Raw genomic sequence first — 18,178 nt, 5'->3', positions numbered from 1 at the left:
TTCCCAATCTTAAAGTTGATTAACCATGAATAATTTAACTAGAAAGGCGTGGCTACAAGAAGCAGTGATTGTCGGGGCGATCGCACTTATACTCATATTACTGATCCCAGGCATACTTCCCGATGTTCGCCTCAACCAATTGGGACGATTTTTAGCCCTAGCAATTGCAGCACTCGGTATTGATTTAATCTGGGGATACACAGGTTTACTTAGTTTAGGGCATGGCGTATTTTTTGCGATCGGCGGCTACGCATTTGCCATGTACCTAAAACTGCAAATTCCCCCAACAGCCAGCAGTCAATTGCCAGAATTTATGAACCTATATGGCGTTACCGAACTGCCCTGGTTTTGGCAACCATTTTATTCCTTTCCCTTCTCAGCACTAGCAATAATTCTCATCCCAGGCTTACTGGGTGCCATCTTGGGTTACTTAGTATTCCGAAATCGGATTCGAGGCGTTTACTTTTCCATTCTCACCCAAGCAGCAACCATCGTATTTTTCAACTTTTTCAACGGCCAACAAAAACTGATTAACGGCACCAACGGTTTAACAGACTTTAAAACCATATTTGGAGCCATAGTCAATGACCGAGACACTCAATATATTTTCTACATTCTTACCATACTATTTCTAGGAGCAACTTACGCCCTATGCCGCTGGTTAACAACCGGGCGTTTTGGTCGCCTACTAATCGCCATTCGCGACGACGAAATTCGTCTCCGTTTCTCTGGTTACAATCCCACAGGATTTAAAGTTTTAGTATTTGCAATTTCAGCAGCTATGGCAGGAATTGCCGGCGCATTATATACTGTACAAACCGGAATTATTTCCCCAAAAGCAATGGACATTGCCTTTTCCATTGAAATGGTAATTTGGGTAGCAGTAGGAGGTCGTGCCACATTATCTGGAGCCCTACTAGGCACCCTCCTAGTCAACTTTGGCAAAAGTTTCTTGAGCGAACAATTCCCCGAAGTCTGGCTGTTTTTCCAAGGTGCACTATTCTTAATAGTAGTCACAGTCCTGCCCGATGGCTTAGTCGGATGGCTCCAACAGCAAGGCTTTGACCTAATCCGCAACATATTCAGAAAACCCAGGTATGTATCTACCTACCCCAGCCTGGAACAAGACCCCGAAATCCTCCATGAAAAAGAAGAACTTGAACAATGATTATGGTAAAGTTTATGCAAATTTAGAGGCAAAGTATGGCAGATATTATTGATTACAAAATCTACGGCGACGACTTGCAACTAATTGAAATAGAACTTGACCCCCAAGAAGGTGTTCGGGCTGAAGCTGGAACCATGACATACATGGAAGGCGGCATCGAAATGCAAACTTCTACAGGTGGCTTATTTCAAGGATTTAAACGGATGTTTACCGGAGCTGGTTTCTTCATCACCACCTTTGTAAACAATGGCAGAAGCAAAGCGCGAGTAGCTTTTGCAGCCCCCTATCCTGGTAAAGTAATTCCCCTTGATTTAGCTAAACTAGGTGGCAAGTTTCTGTGTCAAAAAGACTCGTTTCTGTGCGCCGCCAACGGTATTGAAATTGAGGTGGCATTTACCAAACGACTCGGAGCAGGTTTCTTTGGTGGAGAAGGCTTCATTTTACAAAAATTGCAGGGTGACGGCCTAGCTTTTGTCCACGCCGGAGGAACCATTGTTGAGAAAAATTTGGGAGTGGGCGAAGTGTTGCGGGTAGATACGGGGTGTTTAGTAGCTTTTGCTCCCACGGTGGACTACGACATTCAATTTATCGGTGGGTTTAAAAATGCTTTATTTGGAGGTGAAGGCTTGTTTTTGGCTAAGATGACTGGACCTGGTAAAGTGTACATTCAAAGTCTGCCACTCTCCAAGTTAGCTGAGCGAATTTTGGCCGCTGCTCCTAGTCCTGTTTCGAGCAGTTCTAGCAATTTTACTTGAGAGAACAAGAACTTTTTATTAGGTTGTGTAGAGTGCGTCATCCCGCAGATTTTCCGGCTTACATACAGACTGTTAACTGACGCAGCATAGGAGAAAAATAGGCAATGAATGGAAAAGTATTAGAAATAGAAAACTTGACTGTCAGTTTTGATGGCTTCAAGGCCATCAACGGTTTAACTTTTAGCATGGACGCGGGGGAATTACGGGTAGTAATTGGGCCCAATGGCGCGGGAAAAACCACTTTTCTCGACGCGATTACCGGGAAAGTGCAGCCCACGGAAGGACGGGTACTGTTTAAAGGTCGGAATTTGCGTGGCTTGTCAGAAGATAGCATTTCACGTTTAGGAATTGGTCGTAAGTTTCAGACACCGCGAGTTTTCCTGAATTTAACACCTCGCGAAAATTTAGAGTTGTCTTGTAACAATAATAAAAATGTCTTTCCCACGCTGTTCAAGCCAGCCCCTGTCGCGGAAAAACGCACGGTAGCTGGTTTGTTAGAAACTATTGGTTTAGTGAACAAAGCGGATCTTTCGGCTGGTTTGCTTTCTCATGGCGAAAAGCAGTGGTTAGAAATTGGAATGTTGGTAGCGCAATCTCCTGACTTGTTGTTGGTAGATGAACCTGTGGCGGGTTTGACTGATGAGGAAACAGCATTAACGGGAGATTTGCTAATTTCTCTGGCCCAAAGTCACTCCGTTTTAGTGATTGAACATGATATGGAATTTGTGCGGCAAATTGCTCAAAAGGTAACAGTGCTGCATCAGGGCGCAGTTTTGTGTGAAGGAACTATGGATGAGGTGCAAAATGACGATCGCGTAATAGAGGTATATTTAGGCAAACCAGAAGAATAGTCCTATCAAATCCTCTCTTCTCTTCCTTCGCGCCCTTCGCGCCTTCGCGGTTAAATCATTCCAATACAACAGTCAAAGATATCATATCAAATTCGGTAGCATCGTCCTGTATTAAACTCTCTCTTCTCTTCCTTCGCGCCCTTCGCGCCTTCGCGGTTAAATCATTCCAATACAACAGTCAAAGATATCAGTTGTCAGTAGCAGCTAACAAATCACAAATAACAAATAACCCTATGCTACAAGTTTCTAATTTAAATGTTTACTATGGTGAAAGTCACATCCTCCGCGATGTCGATTTAAGTGTCAAAGCTGGGCAAATGGTTTGCTTAATCGGCCGTAATGGTGTGGGCAAAACTACCATGCTCAAAACTTTAATGGGTTTGCTGCAACCTCGCAGTGGCACTATTAATTTTGGAGGCCAATCTATTGTTTCTAAGTTGACTCACCAGCGGGCGAAAATGGGTATTGGTTATGTACCTCAAGGACGAGAAATTATTCCCCGCTTAACTGTCAAGGAAAATCTCTTGTTAGGTTTGGAAGCGAAATCCACTAGGACTAAAAATCCTGAAGTTCCTGATGAAATATTTGATTTATTTCCGGTGCTGAAAACTATGCTCGATCGCCTAGGTGGTGATTTGAGTGGAGGACAGCAGCAACAATTGGCGATTGCGAGAGCTTTGATGGGAGAGCCACAGTTGCTGGTTTTAGATGAACCAACAGAAGGAATTCAACCATCTATTATTTTAGACATAGAAGCTGCGGTACGTCGCGTGGTGGCGGCTAGGGGCATTTCAGTTTTGTTGGTGGAACAGCATTTGCATTTTGTGAGGCAAGCTGACTGGTATTATGCTATGCAAAAAGGTGGTATTGTGGCATCGGGAAATACTAGCGAACTTAGCGATGAAGTAGTTCAAAGGTTTTTGGCTGTTTGAGTTTATGGCCCTCTGGGCCGGCGCTTTTGGCACGGCCCCTACCGAGAATTAAACCGCCCAGCCTACCAAGGACTGACTTGAACAGTGCTACCCGGTACCAAAACTACCCGGAAATCAGCCAGGGGTTCCGCAGGTGGCCTGGTACCCACAGGCTTGTAAAGCAACTCAGAAAATAGCGCCTCGCTCATTCCATCCACTGTTTGAGAATTCTGTAATTTGTAACCGACAATCGCACCGTCGGTAGCCACACTCACCCGATAAACCAACTCCCGTTCCACAGGTGCCTTCGTTTTCAAAACTCCGTCAATTTCCTCCCTCAGTTTGCCATTCAACAGCTCAATTTTTGCCCGATCGGTAATCGGAACTCCCACCGCCTCCTGCAAACCTTCAGCAACAGGTGTGGGAGTAACGGATGGCGAAGCATTAGCAGTAGAAATGGGACTGGAAGTTGGGCTTGGTGTTTCACCCGGAGTTTGACTGGGAATTGGGGCCGGCGATATAGCTGACTTAGTACGATCGTCTGGTAGCAAACCCTCTGCCGCGGGCGTGGGATTGGGATTGGGTGTCCCCGCACCCGGATTCGGCGTCCCGATATTCTGGCCCGTAGCATTGGATTGACGCACGGGCTCTCTGGGGCGTTGGACTTCTGGCAGTGGTACCAAGAAAAACGCCATCGCAGCTAAAGCCAAACTTGACACCCCTACCGTCGCAGGTAACACCCGCTGCGCTACCGGTTCTGCTGATTTGATATAGCGCTTGGAAACAGGGGTTAATTGCAGCGATAACTCTGGTAGCGTCTGGCTGTCGGCAAAAAATTGGTCGATCGCTTCTACCAAATCAAATAGCTGCACCGTGGTTAAATCGATTTCAGCAGAGGGTTGTGTTTTTTGATCGATTTGGGTTCGGCTCTCGGATGGCCCAGCTAGAATGGTCAATCTATGCAAATTCCCGTCAATTCTGTGTAACTGCACCAGGGCTGAATCAGGGTCATAGCGATCGGGATAATGGACTCCGCTCATGAATTCTTGGGCGTAGCCGCTGACAACCCTCACCAAGCTTTCAAAAAAATCCCGTCCCCCCGCTAGGGGCTCGGTGAGACCGCTCAAATAGCATTCAGCACTCATTAGTATCGAAAGCACCGGCCGTATTTCTAACTGGCTTGCCACGGAGCCATCGCTCAACCCTTCTAGAACTAGGGTGCAATTTGGCAAACTGTACTGACGCCTAATAGTCATTACTCAACTTCTCCATCAAACAGACTCACCCAAAACCTCTGCATTCCGGCTGTACCAGTACAAAATAGCAGTTTGCTCAACAAGTTCAAAGCTAGTTCGTCCAGCTTTTCGTCGGAGTCGTAAGCTGCCACTACCGATCGCTTGGGGTTCATGCGCGATCGAAAGTGAGCTCGAAACCGTTCTAAATACTCCGCCAACGGTAAGTGCTGGTTAAATGGGATATTTCTGGAGCGTAACTGTTGGGAGTCCAGCAGCAACTGGCGAATTGTCGCTGTGAGCTTGCGTGCCAAATTGCAGGCGATCGCCACCAGCGCTTTTGCTTCGAGCACCGTGAGGGCGCGACGTTGGGTATAGCGACGCAGGGGGTTAGTATTACGCAGCAGCCACAGGGCAACCCGATTTTTGATAATTCCTGCCAATTCCAGTTCTCTTGAGACTGCCAGCATTTCTTCCGCACCTCCGAGATACAAGGCTTCGATCGCCAATAACATCAGGTCAATTTGCAATCTGGCGCGGCGTGGACATCCGCCATCGGAGGGCGACAAATCTGGCAAACTGTCCAAAATCAAAGGGTTTGACTCGGCAAGCGAAGTTTCTGACGGCATTACGATCACGGCAACATCTATTCCAAACAAACTATACGGGGAAGCGGGGTCTCTGGCATGAGAAATTCTCAACTCAGGACTCCGATGAGGTACTTTATTTTTATCAATGTTTTCAATCTAGCAGCAACTGGTCATGGCGATCGACTCCCAGACTTTCATGCTCCCAGGATTACGGACTAGGAAAATGGGGCAACAGGCGCTCAAATCAATGTCCTTGTTCTTTTTGCTGCTCTCCTTTCTTCACCCTTTCGGCAGTAAAATCAGTAGCCACTGCATTTTCAACCAGACTAATTTTTCCTTTCAGGCTTTCTCCCTCCACAATTCCTCGCAGTTTCACCAAACTCTTTTGACTACTGCCACCTGTTGACTCGCCACAACCTGTTAAATTGGGCACCGCACCGGACAAACTCAATCCTTGATTTTCCCAGTTGCCAGCTAGAGTGGGTTTCTCAGGAGTAGTTTTTTGGCGATCGACAGAACTGTTATTTGACTTCAAATTACCACTTAGATAAACACCAGATTGCTCTATTGTCAATACCAAATCATCTGATTTGAGACATTCGGGCAAATTTTTAGCATCAAAGCGATAACTTCCGGCAATAGCAGGAGCGGCTTTCAAATTAGTTTCTCCGTAGGCAGTTACTACTTTAAACAACAATGTGACAGAGCCGATCGCAATGCCGTAAAATGCCAAGGACTTGAGGTTGAAATGACTCATATTTTTGGGAATTGGGAATGGGGAATGGGGAATGGGGAATTGGGAATGGGGGAATTGGGAATGGGGGAATTGGGGAATGGGGAATGGGGAATTGGGAATTGGGAATGGGGAATGGGGGAATTGGGAATGGGGAATGGGGGAATTGGGAATTGAAATTAACACAAATAACCAATTACCAATTACCAATTCCCAATTCCCAATTACCAATTACCAATTACCAATTCCCAATAACAACTAACTACCTTTGAGGAAGTACCGAAGCCAAATGCGATCGCACTTTAACGTAACACCGCGCAATCAGCAACGAAGAATGACACTGAACAGCCAATTCATCAGTATACGCCCCCAAAGTTTGACGCTCAATTCCCCACTCGCGACTCGTACCCGCAATCGTCAAATCAGCATGAGCAGAAGCAGCAATCACCGCTTGAATGGGCTCCGCAGCCTCCACAATCGGAGTTTCAATCCGTGACTGCACCTCCAGCGGCAACTGCTCAATTACTCGCCTAAACTCATAACTAAGCTCATTGTCAGATTCACCATCAGCAGCCACCCGCAATACCGTCAAACGTCGCTCCTCACTATTAACTAACAGTCTCAGCGCCAATTCTAATCCCAAATCATCGTGAATATTCGCCGCGTAAGGCACTAACAAATTATTCAACCGTTCCCGCCCTCTATCTACAAAAATTGCTACATCGACTTTAGCAGTGCTGAGGATTTGACCGACACGCCCTCCCAAACGGTTACTACTAAAAGTAGGTCTGTGCCATCCTACTAAGATTAAATCCGCCCGGTCTATTTCGGCAATTTGTGCAGTTTCCCGCGCCACATCTTTAGTCACACGAACGATCGGATGCACCAATTGTCGAGCTTCTGGAGGCTGCAAACTCTCAATTAATTCTCCTAGTTTCAAGTGTCGCTCTTGAATAATGCGATCGGCTTCCGCAGGGGTACTTCCAAAAGCATAATCCTCACTTAATTCTATCAAACTCAGAGGATGAACCGCCGCCGACTGTAAATCGCTACCACCCCTACCCGCCGACTGCGCCAGTGCTACGGCTAGTTGCAGCAAACCTTTCTGGGTGCTGGGATTAGCAACTGGTACTAAAATTCGATAAGTTGGTAGCAAGTTTGTATCAGTTTCTTCGCTGTTACCAGTATTTACTGAATTTTCCAATTCTGAATCATCAGAGCTAAATTCTGAAATATCTAACCGAATCAGCCGTTTTGGATAAGTCCATTCCAATAGTGGCGAAGTCATAAAAGTTGTAACTAAAGCCATAATCACTAACATCGTAAACAAGATGGGCGAAATTACCCCCAGGGAAAGACCGATATTCAGCACAATTAGTTCAGTCAAACCCCTAGTATTCATCATCCATCCCAGGGCAGAAGCTTCGCGGTTATTGATGCCACACACTCTAGCTGCCACGTAGGTTCCGACATATTTACCAATAATTGCTACTCCTAATACTGCGGCGCACAGCAACCATAATTCTGGACTATTGAGCAAACCAATTTCCGTTCGCAAACCACTGTAAGCAAAAAATACGGGTAGCAGAAATATTAGCACAAAATCTTCGGTTTTTTCTGCTAATTCTCTGGTTAATCCCGCATTTTTTGGCATAGCTGCGCCCAGCAAAAATGCACCGAAAATTAAGTGAATGCCAATCCATTCAGTAATTAGGGCTGATGCTACAACTCCCATATAAATTCCGGCCAATACTAACTGAGTTAGTCGGCCTGTACGATTGTAGTGCTTGGAAAGCCGCTGCAAGAACCAGCGGACTACTGTAAGCATGAAAGTGATATAAATTAAGGCTTCAAAAATTGTCGGCAAAGCACCAACCATTGAGTTAGTGCGAGTTACCGCGATCGCCACTGCTAACAAGCACCAAGCTGTCACATCGTCCACGGCCGCACAAGTCAGCGCCAGAGTCCCCAATTTCGTATTCTGCAAGTTGTGTTCGGTAATGATTCTGGCCAGTACCGGAAATGCTGTAATTGACATTGCAGCCCCCAAAAACAGCGCAAAAGCAGTAAATGAAACGCTGTTATTTGAGATAATCGGATACAGGAGCAGTGCTAGGAAACTTCCCAGGGAAAATGGGACTAAAATACTGACATGGGAAGTCAAAATAGCGGTGTCTAAGTTGTTTTTGAGGTACTTGGGATTCAGTTCCAAACCAATCAAAAACATGAAAAATATTAGCCCAATTTCTGATAGCACGTTCAGGAACGGGACGGCTTCGGCTGGAAAAACTACTGCTGCTAAATCTGGCGCAACCAAACCAAACAGAGACGGGCCGAGCATAATTCCTGCTACGATTTCTCCAATGACTTGAGGTTGCTTGATCCACCGGAATCCCAAACCGATAAGTCTGGATAGTGCGATGACAATTAGAACTTCCACTAGAACTAGAATGGCGATCGGCATGGTGTTATTAGATTAGGGATTTTTGCTTATGTTAAGAGGGACAAGTGTCAGGACCAAAATTGGCGATCGAGCTCAATGCAGATGGGCTCTGTTTTTTTGTGCCACAAGCCCGAAAGCCTGTTTTGAACAATAGTGCAAAATGTCAGATCAAATTCAGATCTCTTGGTGGTAAAGACCCTCCAGCCTGTTGTTAAAAATGGTGCAAGATTTCAGGTAGAAGTCGCCAGACAGTCGCAACATGGCAATTTTCTCACAAAATATCTAAATAAATATCTAAAATTATCCAACCAATTAGCACGCACTGTGATAAACTAGAAAAGTTGTTTAAATTCGCACATCCGGGTTTTCGGGTGTTTCTCAGGTGCAAACCTTCAGAAATACGACCGGGTGGAGGATTAACCCGAATTAGGAGTTAAAAACCATGCCAGTAGTCAGTTTGGCTCAAATGCTAGAGTCAGGAGTTCACTTCGGACACCAAACCCGTCGGTGGAACCCGAAAATGTCTCCATACATTTTTACAGAGCGTAACGGGGTTCACATCATCGACCTCGTGCAAACCGCTCAGCTCATGGAAGATGCCTATGAGTACATGAGAGTAGCCTCCGAAAAAGGCAAAAAGTTTCTGTTCGTCGGTACGAAGCGCCAAGCTGCCGGGATTGTAGCACAAGAAGCCCAACGCTGTGGTGCTTATTATGTCAACCAGCGCTGGCTGGGTGGAATGCTCACCAACTGGACGACAATTAAGTCCCGCGTAGAACGCCTCAAGGATTTGGAGCGCCGCGAGGAAACAGGTGCTCTCGATTTGTTACCCAAAAAAGAAGCTTCGGTGTTGCGCCGTGAAATGGTCAAACTCCAGAAATATCTGGGCGGAATTAAGTCTATGCGGAAGATTCCCGACGGAGTGGTTCTGGTAGACCAACGCCGGGAGTATAATGCGGTGTTGGAATGCCAAAAATTGGGAATTCCCATCGTATCTTTACTGGATACTAACTGTGACCCCGATTTGGTGGACATTGCGATTCCGGCTAACGACGATGCTATTCGATCGATTAAGCTGATTGTTGGCAAGTTGGCTGATGCCATCTATGAAGGTCGTCACGGTCAACTCGAAGGTAATGACATCGATGAAGACTACGACTACGAAGGTGCTTACGATGGCTATGAGGGCGAAATCGAAGAATTGGATGACCCCAATTATGTAGATCCAGATGATGAAACCGACGACGGCGAAGCAGACGAGTCCTAGGGTTCCTTAGTAGATTGCTGGCAACGGCCACAAGTTAGCGCCATAATTAATTATGGCGCTACAAATGCAAAGTCTCCCTGAGCGAACTGTGTATTTTGTCAAAAAGTCTAATCATTAACAGAGAATCATTAACATTAAAATTAGTGACTAAGGACTAAGGACTAAGGACTAAGGACTAAGGACTAATGACTAATGACTAATGACTAATGATTAATGACTAATAATTTATTTTGATTGGGAAATTAAAGAAGATGGCGGAAATATCTGCAAAACTTGTTAAAGAACTGCGCGACAAAACCAGCGCTGGTATGATGGACTGCAAAAAAGCCCTCGTTGAAAATGAAGGCGACCTAGAAAAAGCAGTTGAATGGCTGCGGAAAAAAGGTCTAGCTTCTGCGGGCAAAAAAGGTGGACGAGTTGCCTCAGAAGGTATTGTCGGTAGCTACATTCACACAGGCGGCCGCGTCGGCGTGTTGGTTGAAGTAAACTGCGAAACCGATTTTGTTGCCCGCCGCGAAGATTTCCAAGCTTTGGTGCGGAATATTGCCATGCAAATTGCAGCTTGTCCCAACGTGGAATACGTGAAAGTTGAAGACATCCCACCGGAAATTGTGGAAAGAGAAAAGGCAATTGAAATGGGCAAGGATGACTTGGGCAACAAGCCGGAAAATATCAAAGAAAAGATTGTTCAAGGTCGGATTGACAAGCGTTTGAAAGAGTTGTCTTTGATGGATCAGCCTTTTATTCGCGATCAGAACATCTCGGTGGAAGAGTTGGTGAAACAAACGATCGCCCTGATTGGAGAAAATATCCAAGTTCGCCGATTCGTGCGCTTTGTGTTGGGTGAAGGTATTGAAAAGGTAGAAGCTAATTTTGCTGATGAAGTGGCGGCCCAAATGGGTATTCAGTAATTAACCATTAAAATTGAGAATTAAAAGCCAAAAATGCAATATTAGTATTTACATTTTGAGTTTTTAACTCTCAATTTTTTTTAAGTTTATCGGGGAGAGATGGTGGGATCTAGACAGCGAATAGAGCAAGATTTGGCAGCACTAGAAGAAACTTTAACAGCCTTTAATTTGGAGTTTCGCACTACCTACGAAGATTATCTAACTGCTTTGGGAAAAGCAGTGCGAAAGCAGTTGATTTTGGCTTGCTATCACCTTTGCACTCAAGTAACGCCCGATGCGTTTCTCAAGTTGTCATTCAAAGAACGGCAGAAAATGCAGCATTCGGTACGGCTTTTGGCTGCAATATCTCAAGAAAAATTGCGATCGCTAGCAACTAAAGAAGATCCAAGCGCAGACCTAGAAGAAGATGAAGACCTAGAAGAATATGATGAACTAGCGGAATATGAAAACAGAGAAGAAGATGACAACATAGATGACGATCGGGATATAGAAGAACAAGAAGATTCCATCATTAATTATCAATATCCCGCCCGAAACCAAGAGTTACCTGCCAATTCCCCGGAAACTTTGGCGCGCTGGCAACGGACTATTGAAAAGGCAATATTTAACATTATCAAACTGCTTTCTCGCGACATAAATCGCTTACTGCAACAGTCTGGAATCTTATCGAATCAATTGCCAGAACAGGTTTTAGAAGCTGCTTATCAAGCAGAATCCTCCGGGGAAAGCGTCGCGGGACCTCCTCATTTATTAAACATCATCATTGAAACTGGTAGTTCCTCGGAATCGAAAAGCTTGAGAGAAATCAGAGGTACTACCACCATCCAAATTACAGCGATTAAACTCCGATTGTCGGAAATAGAGTTTGCCGATGTAGCAACCTCAACTTACCGTCAGCAAATTCGCAACTTATCTGTGCGGTTAAATACTCTGGGACGCGATTACCAGAAAAAACGACGCGAATTAGCGGTGGTGGAGGCTGAGTCAGCTTGGCGATCGAGTTGGTTTGAAGATTAGTTATTTGTCTGTTGAATGTTGTCAGTTGTCTGGAATTCTTGAGTTATGATTAATAACTAATGACTGGGGAATTGGGAATTGGGAATTGGGCTACCCCCCAAAGGGGGAGGGAATTGGGAATTGGGAATAGGACATTGGAATTAACACAAATAACAAATAACCAATAACCAATAACCAATAACCAATAACCAATAACCAATAACCAATAACTAATGACTAATGAGTGATGACTAATAACCAACCAGAATGGCAGCGGTGGCAGAAAGCTCTTGCAGTAGAAGCCGATCGCGGATTTAACGACTTACAAGGCAGTCAATACCGTTTCAGCGAGTTTCTCAGTGTCAGCTTGAGACAACTAGCTGGTGTCGTGACTGCCAATTTGCGCGATCGCACCCGGCAACTAGCAGCCGAATTTGACATCTATCCACAGAAGGATATCGAAGCACGTCAACATTTGCTCGCCATCACCAGCAGTTTTCTGACACAAACCCAGCGAGTTTGGGAACAACAAAGCAGCCAACAAGCGGAACCAGAAACACAGGAAACACAGGAAACACAGGAAACACAGGAAATAAAAAATCCACCAATTTCCCCTCGCACCGCACCTCTGAGTTCAACATCAGCACCAGTGAGTCTGACTCTGACACAAGAATTGACCCGCGTCACCGGAATCGGGCCCGGAAACGGCAACCGCTTGGCTAAATTGGGTTTATACACTGTATACGACTTGCTTTACTACTATCCCCGCAACCACATTGACTACGCCAAGCAAGTACAAATTAGAGAATTAGTAGCTGGAGAAACAGTCACTTTGATTGCCGAAGTCAAGCGCTGTAATTGCTTTTCTAGTCCCAAAAATAAGAAATTAACGATATTAGAATTAATTTTAAAAGACCGCAGTGGCGAAATTAAACTCAGTCGCTTTTTTGCAGGTCCACGCTACAGCAATCGCGGCTGGCAAGAACATAAAAAGCGCGAGTATTGTACCGGTGCAGTGCTAGCAGCTTCGGGATTAGTCAAGCAGGGCAAATATGGAATTACTTTAGAAAATCCTGAATTAGAAGTATTAGATGACTCAGGAAGTGCGATCGAATCCATGAAAGTTGGCCGATTGATCCCCGTTTATCCCCTGACAGATGGAGTGGATGCCGGTGTCGTCAGGCGAGGGATTTTGGCTGTAATGTCGGCGACGAAACAGTTGTCAGAATCCTTGCCCGCCGACTTGCGCGATCGCTATGGTTTAATGGGTTTAGCCGATGCTGTCACCAATATTCACTTTCCCCTCGATCGCGATTGTTTAGCCGCCGCCCGTCGCCGCTTAGTATTTGACGAATTTTTCTATCTGCAACTAGGACTTTTAAACCGTCGTCAAACCCAAAGAAAAGCTCAAGCTAGCGCCATCATCCTTCCTAGTGGCCAGTTAATCGAACATTTTTACCAAATATTGCCCTTCGCATTAACCAACGCACAACAAAGAGTAATTAACGACATTCTCAACGATTTAGCCTCGCCTTCACCGATGAACAGATTAGTCCAAGGCGATGTGGGGGCTGGCAAAACCGTAGTAGCCGTCGTAGCAATGTTAGCCGCCATTCAATCCGGCTATCAAGCAGCTTTAATGGCACCGACGGAAGTTTTAGCAGAACAGCATTACCGCAAATTAGTAAGCTGGTTCAACTTGATGCACTTGTCTGTGGAATTGTTAACTGGTTCCACAAAAATCGCCAAGCGACGAGAAATTCACAGTCAGTTAGAAACCGGACAATTGCCTGTTTTAGTCGGAACTCACGCCCTCATTCAAGATACTGTAAATTTTCATAAATTAGGCTTGGTAGTCATTGACGAACAGCACCGATTTGGTGTACAGCAGCGGGCGAAGTTGCAACAAAAAGGGGAATCTCCCCACGTTTTGACCATGACTGCAACTCCCATTCCTCGGACCTTGGCGCTGACATTGCATGGTGATTTGGATGTGAGTCAAATTGATGAATTGCCACCGGGAAGACAGGCGATTCAAACTACTGTGTTGTCTTCAAAGGAACGGAGTCAAGCTTACGATCTGATTCGGCGGGAAGTGGCGAGCGGACGTCAAGTTTATGTTGTGCTACCCTTGGTGGAGGAGTCGGAAAAGCTGGATGTGCGATCGGCTATTGAAGAAAAAGAAAAACTTGAAACAAGTATTTTTCCTGAGTTTAAGGTTGGTTTGCTCCATGGCAGAATGAGTAGTGCTGACAAAGATGCAGCAATTACTAAGTTTAGAGACAAAGAAACGGATATTTTAGTATCTACTACGGTGGTAGAAGTTGGCGTCGATGTCCCCAATGCAACAGTAATGTTAATCGAAAATTCCGAGCGTTTTGGACTGTCACAATTGCACCAGTTGCGGGGTAGAGTTGGTCGGGGCAGCAACCGTTCTTACTGCTTGCTAATGCCCGGTTCTAAAACCACTGATGCCATACAGAGAATGAAAGTTTTAGAACAGTCCCAAGACGGCTTTTTTATTGCCGAAATGGACATGAGATTGCGCGGGCCTGGTCAAGTTTTGGGAACTCGTCAATCAGGCTTACCAGATTTTGCCTTGGCGAGTTTGGTAGAGGATCAGGAAGTTTTGGAGTTGGCGCGCCAAGCTGCTCAAATGGTAATTGAAGATGATGAAAGTTTGAACAATTGGCCGGTGGTGCGCGATGAATTAGAACGTAGATATCAGCGGATGATGAGTGGGTCGATTTTGACTTAGCTAGAAATAATAAATATTTTTTTGATGCAAATAAAAAAAATCGCCTTTTTTTTCAGGGTTAAATGCTTGACTTTCCCCGCCTGATGACCTATAATCTAATAATGGGAGTGGTGATAAAAATATATTTCTATCACCACTCCCATTGTCTAAATAATACCACAAAAAATCCATGCCTGTCAATAGGTAATCCTTCTTTTTTAAGGCGGCGCAATTATCAACAATCATTGATATCAAATCAACTCTTCATCGAAATTATTCAACTCTATTTATTTTCTTCCTTCGTGTCCTTCGCGTCTTCGCGGTTCAATAATTCCATATTCTTTAAGTGGGAAGGGAGTAGCTTTTCAATCCAAAATCCAAAATCCAAAATCTAAAATTGAGTAATAGTTCCTAACGCCGATACGCCAAAGCAAAGCGATCGATTCCCGCTAAATCAGCAAATATCTGAACATCGCAATAACTCCCCTGACTTTCCAGTATTTCAACTACCGCCTCAGCTTGTCCAGCCATCATTTCAACCAACCAGACTCCCCCGGATTCTAAATAATCGGGAGCTGTTTCGGCTAAATGCCGGATGCAATCTAATCCATCTAAACCGCCGTCTAAGGCTAGATGAGGTTCGTGTTTGGTAACTTCAGGTTGCAGAGTCAATACTGTGCTGCTGGGTATGTAAGGTGGGTTAGATATCATGCCACTAACTTGCCCTTTCAGGAATTCTAGCGGTTCCCACCACGCACCTCGATCGAATTTAATGCGATCGCCAAAACCTAAATTCTCGGCATTCTGTTGAGCAACTGCCAAGGCTGCGACAGAAAAATCTACTGCATAAATTGTGGAATTTGTCAAGACCGAAGCTAGTCCGATCGCGATCGCCCCACTACCAGTTCCCAAATCCACCCAATTAGATTTAGAAAATTCTCCCCCCCGACTGTAGGGGCGGTGCCCCCGTGCCCGCCCTGGGTGGGTGGGGGTAGATTTTGGATTAGTATTTTCTGCTTCTAAACGGCTTTGAATAGCTTCCACAGCCAAATCAATCAACAATTCTGTCTCAGGACGAGGAATCAGCACCGCCGGCGTTACCTTGAGGGAAAAATCTCGCCAATAGGTAGTGCCAGTTAAATACTGCACAGGCACTCGTTCCTGCAACCGTCGCTTCCACAATTGGTCAAGTTCAGCTAAGGATAAATTCGATTTAATTTGGAGTAAATCTTTAAATGACTCCAAACGCAGAGCCAATTTATCCAAACTCGTCAACTCTTGCAGCAGCCAGTCTAGTTCGGCTAAGGAAACATCAGAATCGATCGCCTCTACCTTAGCTCGATCGATCCACTGCCAAAGCTCTAAACCAGAAACAAACATGGGAATTGGGAATTGGGAATTGGGAATTGGGAATTGGGAATTGGGAATTGGGCATCGGGCATTGGGCATCGGGCATTGGTAACTAATGAAAACAGTCAACAGTCAACAGTCAACCGTCAACAGTCAACCGTCAACAGTCAACTGCCAACTGTCAACTGCCAACTGCCAACTGTCAACTGCCAACTGTCAACTGACTAATTATTAACGAGTTGGTCGGGGTTGGCTGGGAATTGGAGCTTGAGGTGCCGGTCTGGTTTGGTTGGAGGCCGGCGGTTGATTTTGGTTCCCAGCACCCGCGGGTGTGAGCGATCGCACAAATTCCAGTGACTCCCGTGAAGGAATCAAAATCAGTTGCGTTAAAAATTTGTCGTTCTCAGTACGCAAAGCTTCCAAAACGCTTTCCAAATTAACTACCTCAATCTTAATTGCCGTCGTCACGCTCGGCTGCTGCTGTTTAAAACGATCGACCATTCCTTGCAATTCTTCCTTGTTAAAAAACAAAGGAATCACCTCTTCCTGGCCGCGCTGAATGGTCAAATAACCATTTTCCGGGCCACCTCTAGCCAAAAACAGAGGCACACCATTGAACTCGTTGACTTGTTGCCCAGTTTGCTGAAGTACAGTTTTAGCTAACTGGACTTGTTGGGGAGTAGGAACGTAGGCAAACAATACTTCATCCGGCTTACCTTTATTTGCCTGAGTGATTTGATAAATTTCTCCGAGGGACACGGGCGTTACGCGCACCGATGCCGCCAACTGAGGATTGCTGGTTTTCAGTTTATCGACAAAAGCTTGAGCGTCCTTCTGGCTGATGAAAATTCCAGCCACAGAAGCATTACCAGTTTGACCCTGACCTTGCTTCGGTACAGAAGCGATCAGAGGTGCACCCTGAGCATCTGTAATGGTAAACACTGGAACCGATCGCAACTTTTCCAAAATTTGCGGTTCCGGCAGGGCCAGTGCAGACATATTACCTATTGGTGATGGGCCAAGCAGAGTGCTGCCCATAATCCCCAAAATTGCACCTAAACGAACTAATGATTTCATGTTTTTCCATCAGGAGCGAGCCATCCTGAGATACATTAACGCAAAGACTTGCTCATTGACACGAGCGACAGTGCCTGCGTAGATGTTTATTTTTATTACTCACAATGAAAATTTTATCACATTACGAAGAACACTCTTGAGTGATGTCCCACCAGCAGCTTCTCGATCGCGACTTTAGTCTCGCTTGTTTGCCACACACCGTATTGTTTTGATTATTGGTAGTGGGCGGGGAGAGAATCGAACTCTCATACCTTTCGGTGTCAGATTTTGAGTCTGATGCGTCTACCAATTTCGCCACCCGCCCTTTTTCTTAGTTTCACCATCATAACACACCGATCGACTTTGTGCAAGCAAAGATTCATAATTTTTTGAACTTGCCCAGCGATCGATTTCCCTGGCCCGCAATACTGGGACTGGATGGGACAACTGAGAAGTCTGAGCTTGCTTGAGCATTTGCCCTAACTCCGTGCTGCTGAGGTCATCGTAGGCTCGCGCTTGGGCCAAAAACGCATCAACATTGAGTTTGGGAGCCAAAGTCGGAGAACCTCCGGCCAGCTTCATCAACACCGATGCTACCACTTTAGAGTCCTGAGTTGCCAACAAAGCCGCGCGATCGCAAGTAAATTCCGCACATCGGAGCCACTCCAACATTTGCGCCTGCAAACCCTGCACTAGCACGGTTCCCAAAGGGGAAATTTGACCAGCGGCTAACACAATTAAATTAGCCAGAGTCAAATAAACTCCATGTTCGCACTTCAAATGCCCCAACTCATGACCAATTACCGCCTTAACTTCCTCATCTGTAAGCAAATCAATCAAAGAAGTGTGCATCACCACAAAAGGCTGTTTTCCCCGCATCGCAAAGGTGTAAGCATTGGGCATGGGATGCTGGCGGACATAAAGTTGAGGCACTTCCAAATCCAGAGTTTTGCAGGCATCCAATAACAAATGATGTAGGTGGGGCAATTGATTTTCGCCCACTTGGACGCTAGAAGCCAGATGTTCCAGCATGAAAAACTGTTCGCCAATTTGACCTAACAACTGTCGCACCATCAAATCCAGGCCGGGCAGTTGTTTGAGAGCATTGGTGGCTTCCAAGTCTAGCGGGTGGCGAAACTGATCTGCTTTCAAACCGATTAGCGGTATATTTGGCATTT

Annotated in this window: 18 protein-coding genes and 1 tRNA gene; 10 read left to right on the top strand and 9 right to left on the bottom strand. The window is 45.5% G+C overall.

Features of this window, described 5'->3' with window-relative positions; translation table 11 throughout:
* The first annotated feature begins 25 nt into the window (after nucleotides 1-25).
* The 4 genes from urtC to urtE all read left to right on the top strand — a co-directional run bounded on the left by urtC (nucleotide 26) and on the right by urtE (nucleotide 3,706).
* The gene (urtC, locus tag P2A85_RS24695) at nucleotides 26-1,168 is read left to right on the top strand and encodes an urea ABC transporter permease subunit UrtC (protein WP_377475996.1); all 1,143 of its coding nucleotides are present in this window, start codon (nucleotides 26-28) and stop codon (nucleotides 1,166-1,168) included.
* 35 nt (nucleotides 1,169-1,203) lie between these two features.
* On the top strand, nucleotides 1,204-1,923 hold the full coding sequence (locus P2A85_RS24690; protein WP_377475995.1) for a TIGR00266 family protein: 720 nt from the start codon (nucleotides 1,204-1,206) through the stop codon (nucleotides 1,921-1,923).
* A gap of 104 nt (nucleotides 1,924-2,027) precedes the next feature.
* Nucleotides 2,028-2,774: an urea ABC transporter ATP-binding protein UrtD gene (gene urtD / locus P2A85_RS24685; RefSeq protein WP_341730714.1), complete on the top strand. Its 747-nt coding sequence runs from the start codon at nucleotides 2,028-2,030 to the stop codon at nucleotides 2,772-2,774.
* A 233-nt stretch (nucleotides 2,775-3,007) separates the two neighbouring features.
* Nucleotides 3,008-3,706, top strand: coding sequence for an urea ABC transporter ATP-binding subunit UrtE (gene urtE / locus P2A85_RS24680; protein WP_340518013.1), 699 nt, complete (start codon nucleotides 3,008-3,010; stop codon nucleotides 3,704-3,706).
* A 62-nt stretch (nucleotides 3,707-3,768) separates the two neighbouring features.
* Here the strand turns inward: urtE and P2A85_RS24675 are convergent, their stop codons facing one another.
* From P2A85_RS24675 to P2A85_RS24665, 3 genes are all read right to left on the bottom strand, one after another.
* On the bottom strand, nucleotides 3,769-4,941 hold the full coding sequence (locus tag P2A85_RS24675; protein ID WP_377475993.1) for a DUF4335 domain-containing protein: 1,173 nt from the start codon (nucleotides 4,939-4,941) through the stop codon (nucleotides 3,769-3,771).
* Complete coding sequence (locus P2A85_RS24670) at nucleotides 4,941-5,546, bottom strand: DUF3038 domain-containing protein (RefSeq protein ID WP_371117208.1); 606 nt, start codon at nucleotides 5,544-5,546, stop codon at nucleotides 4,941-4,943. Before P2A85_RS24670 ends, P2A85_RS24675 begins: the two co-directional genes overlap by 1 nt.
* A gap of 205 nt (nucleotides 5,547-5,751) precedes the next feature.
* Nucleotides 5,752-6,264 carry a hypothetical protein gene (locus P2A85_RS24665; protein WP_377475991.1) on the bottom strand — a complete coding sequence of 171 codons (513 nt, stop codon included), beginning with the start codon at nucleotides 6,262-6,264 and terminating at the stop codon, nucleotides 5,752-5,754.
* Here P2A85_RS24665 and P2A85_RS24660 point away from each other — a divergent pair.
* Nucleotides 6,256-6,417: a hypothetical protein gene (locus P2A85_RS24660; RefSeq protein WP_377475989.1), complete on the top strand. Its 162-nt coding sequence runs from the start codon at nucleotides 6,256-6,258 to the stop codon at nucleotides 6,415-6,417. The genes P2A85_RS24665 and P2A85_RS24660 overlap by 9 nt on opposite strands.
* Before the next feature lie 85 nt (nucleotides 6,418-6,502).
* Here P2A85_RS24660 and P2A85_RS24655 read toward each other — a convergent pair whose 3' ends face one another.
* Nucleotides 6,503-8,704: a cation:proton antiporter gene (locus P2A85_RS24655; protein WP_377475987.1), complete on the bottom strand. Its 2,202-nt coding sequence runs from the start codon at nucleotides 8,702-8,704 to the stop codon at nucleotides 6,503-6,505.
* A 421-nt stretch (nucleotides 8,705-9,125) separates the two neighbouring features.
* Here P2A85_RS24655 and rpsB point away from each other — a divergent pair, with 421 nt between their 5' ends.
* The 4 genes from rpsB to recG all read left to right on the top strand — a co-directional run bounded on the left by rpsB (nucleotide 9,126) and on the right by recG (nucleotide 14,615).
* On the top strand, nucleotides 9,126-9,950 hold the full coding sequence (gene rpsB / locus P2A85_RS24650; protein WP_340519476.1) for a 30S ribosomal protein S2: 825 nt from the start codon (nucleotides 9,126-9,128) through the stop codon (nucleotides 9,948-9,950).
* A gap of 251 nt (nucleotides 9,951-10,201) precedes the next feature.
* Nucleotides 10,202-10,861 (top strand): translation elongation factor Ts, encoded by a 660-nt coding sequence (gene tsf / locus P2A85_RS24645; protein WP_340519477.1) that lies wholly within the window; start codon nucleotides 10,202-10,204, stop codon nucleotides 10,859-10,861.
* Between the two features lie 99 nt (nucleotides 10,862-10,960).
* On the top strand, nucleotides 10,961-11,878 hold the full coding sequence (locus P2A85_RS24640; RefSeq protein ID WP_377475985.1) for a hypothetical protein: 918 nt from the start codon (nucleotides 10,961-10,963) through the stop codon (nucleotides 11,876-11,878).
* A gap of 226 nt (nucleotides 11,879-12,104) precedes the next feature.
* Nucleotides 12,105-14,615 (top strand): ATP-dependent DNA helicase RecG, encoded by a 2,511-nt coding sequence (gene recG, locus P2A85_RS24635; protein WP_377475984.1) that lies wholly within the window; start codon nucleotides 12,105-12,107, stop codon nucleotides 14,613-14,615.
* Here recG and P2A85_RS24630 read toward each other — a convergent pair whose 3' ends face one another.
* A complete protein-coding gene (locus P2A85_RS24630; RefSeq protein ID WP_377475983.1) occupies nucleotides 14,616-14,840 on the bottom strand; it encodes a hypothetical protein in 225 nt (74 codons plus the stop codon).
* Between the two features lie 165 nt (nucleotides 14,841-15,005).
* Nucleotides 15,006-15,974, bottom strand: coding sequence for a peptide chain release factor N(5)-glutamine methyltransferase (gene prmC, locus P2A85_RS24625; RefSeq protein ID WP_377475981.1), 969 nt, complete (start codon nucleotides 15,972-15,974; stop codon nucleotides 15,006-15,008).
* A gap of 12 nt (nucleotides 15,975-15,986) precedes the next feature.
* Here prmC and P2A85_RS24620 point away from each other — a divergent pair, with 12 nt between their 5' ends.
* The gene (locus P2A85_RS24620; protein WP_377475979.1) at nucleotides 15,987-16,172 is read left to right on the top strand and encodes a hypothetical protein; all 186 of its coding nucleotides are present in this window, start codon (nucleotides 15,987-15,989) and stop codon (nucleotides 16,170-16,172) included.
* Between the two features lie 3 nt (nucleotides 16,173-16,175).
* Here P2A85_RS24620 and P2A85_RS24615 read toward each other — a convergent pair whose 3' ends face one another.
* From P2A85_RS24615 to P2A85_RS24605, 3 genes are all read right to left on the bottom strand, one after another.
* Entirely contained in the window at nucleotides 16,176-17,021 is an 846-nt protein-coding gene (locus tag P2A85_RS24615) for a Tic22 family protein (RefSeq protein WP_377475978.1), read from the bottom strand.
* 222 nt (nucleotides 17,022-17,243) lie between these two features.
* Nucleotides 17,244-17,325, bottom strand: a tRNA-Leu gene (locus tag P2A85_RS24610).
* Nucleotides 17,304-18,176: a M48 family metallopeptidase gene (locus P2A85_RS24605; RefSeq protein WP_377481687.1), complete on the bottom strand. Its 873-nt coding sequence runs from the start codon at nucleotides 18,174-18,176 to the stop codon at nucleotides 17,304-17,306. Before P2A85_RS24605 ends, P2A85_RS24610 begins: the two co-directional genes overlap by 22 nt.
* Between the last annotated feature and the right edge of the window lie 2 nt (nucleotides 18,177-18,178).

It is taken from the genome of Microcoleus anatoxicus (genome assembly GCF_042465725.1).
In the GTDB taxonomy this organism is placed as follows: domain Bacteria; phylum Cyanobacteriota; class Cyanobacteriia; order Cyanobacteriales; family Microcoleaceae; genus Microcoleus; species Microcoleus anatoxicus.
This window is presented reverse-complemented; position numbering and strand designations above follow the sequence as displayed.